Genomic DNA, 1,830 nt, shown 5'->3' on the forward strand with positions numbered 1-1,830 from the left:
TGATTAACTTGTTCTTTGAAACACTGATTAATCCTATTGTTCCGTCAATAGTACCTTACCGGGACACCGGATGTATGGTGAAGCCATTATCGGGTGAAGCTCCCGGGACAATGTTCCTAATCATGACACGTGTGTCAATATGAGGGTATGAAATTCGTGAGAAAAGTAATGCCTCCGATGCTTCCTAAGTTGGTTGAAGGGCTAAGGTAGAACGGCATGGTTAAATTAAATGAAGGTTTGCAGAACCCGTCATTAAACGGAAAAGGCGAAAAAGGAAGATGATACGCCTTGACCAAAATGGTAAGTGGTATGGTTGTGTTTGTTGCTGCTAAAACACACACGGACTTTATTCCACTGGCGGATAGAACCAACCTAAACCGTTCGTTAATTCAATTACTGGCAACAGGGTAACCCGTGTATGCTGCCACGCAACGCTTGATATAAGCCGTGGTAAGGATAACCGCAAGGCATTCCGAAAGCATGCCGGAGTAAGATGTCGGAAAAAGCGAATATTGCTTTGTAATGAAGCAAATAGGGGTTTAAACGTTATCCCACTCGAAAGAGAGCCCACGTCCGACTGGTGTTTCTTTGCAAGAAGACTTATAGAATTTTCGTAAATTCAGAAACTGCTAATAGAACCTTGCTCTCGGGCAATGGTGAGCATCTGAAAACAGGAAGAGTGTATGCCATTCAAATGGAAGAAAATACATCGTAATGTTCGGAAACTGCAAGTCCGTATTGCAAAGGCTGTGTGCGAAAGCAAGTTTAACAAAGTCAAATCTTTGATGTGGCTGTTAGTCAATTCTTATTATGCAAAATTAGTTGCTGTTTTTAAGGTGATCACTAATAAAGGTGGAAAAACCCCAGGGGTTGATAATGTGGTATGGAACATTAACACGGATTTAGTTCCTGCTGCCAAATCACTACACCGCAGGGGTTACAAACCACTTCCGCTCAGGAGGATATATATTCGCAAACGAAATGGCAAGAAACGTCCGCTTGGAATCCCCACTATGAAAGACCGTGCCATGCAAGCATTGTATTTGCTGGCTTTAGAACCCGTTGCAGAATCAATGGCTGACCCAAACTCCTACGGATTTAGGCGCCAACGTGCATGCAGGGATGCTATACAGCAAATATTTATCTGTCTTGCTCAAAAAGGGAGCGCACAATGGATTCTCGAAGCCGACATAAAGGGCTGTTTCGATAACATTAGTCATAAATGGCTATTGGAAAATGTTCTGATAGACAAACAAATACTAATAAAATGGCTGAAAGCCGGATATATCGAGAAGCAGACCAAACATCCTACAATAGCAGGTACACCACAAGGGGGCATAATCTCCCCCACCCTGATGAACCTGACAATGGATGGACTGGAAGAAATCCTGAGAAAAAAGTACCCTAAAATCAAAGGTCAAAAAGTAAACCTTATCAGATATGCGGATGATTTTATTGTTACGGCTCATTCCAAAAAAATATTAGAAAAGGAAATAACACCCATTATAAGGCAATTCCTTTCTGAAAGAGGGCTTTCCCTCTCCGATGAGAAAACGAAAATCACTCACATTAACGATGGCTTTGATTTTCTTTCACAGAACACTCGCCGATATCCCAAAGGAAAGCTTTTAATTAAGCCCTCGGATTACTCGGTAAAGGAGTTCAAATATAAGCTGCGACAGGTAGTATTCCGAAACATGGGAGCAAAACCTCATGTATTAATCAACCAACTTAACCCACTGTTAAGAGGGTGGTCTAACTACCACAAGCACATTGTATCGAAAGAAATATTCAAGGAGGTGGACTACTATCTTTGGTTCATTTTGGGCA

The 1,830-nt window shown here is 41.7% G+C and carries 1 protein-coding gene; it reads left to right on the forward strand.

Annotation, left to right across the window (positions count from 1 at the left end):
* Positions 1 to 683: 683 nt before the first annotated feature.
* Positions 684 to 1,830, forward strand: a 1,147-nt coding sequence (gene ltrA / locus B5X70_RS17600) for a group II intron reverse transcriptase/maturase (protein ID WP_079559212.1), incomplete at its 3' end; no start/stop codon positions are given.

Origin of the sequence: Alkalitalea saponilacus (genome assembly GCF_900168165.1) — a bacterium.
Classification (GTDB): domain Bacteria; phylum Bacteroidota; class Bacteroidia; order Bacteroidales; family Marinilabiliaceae; genus Natronoflexus; species Natronoflexus saponilacus.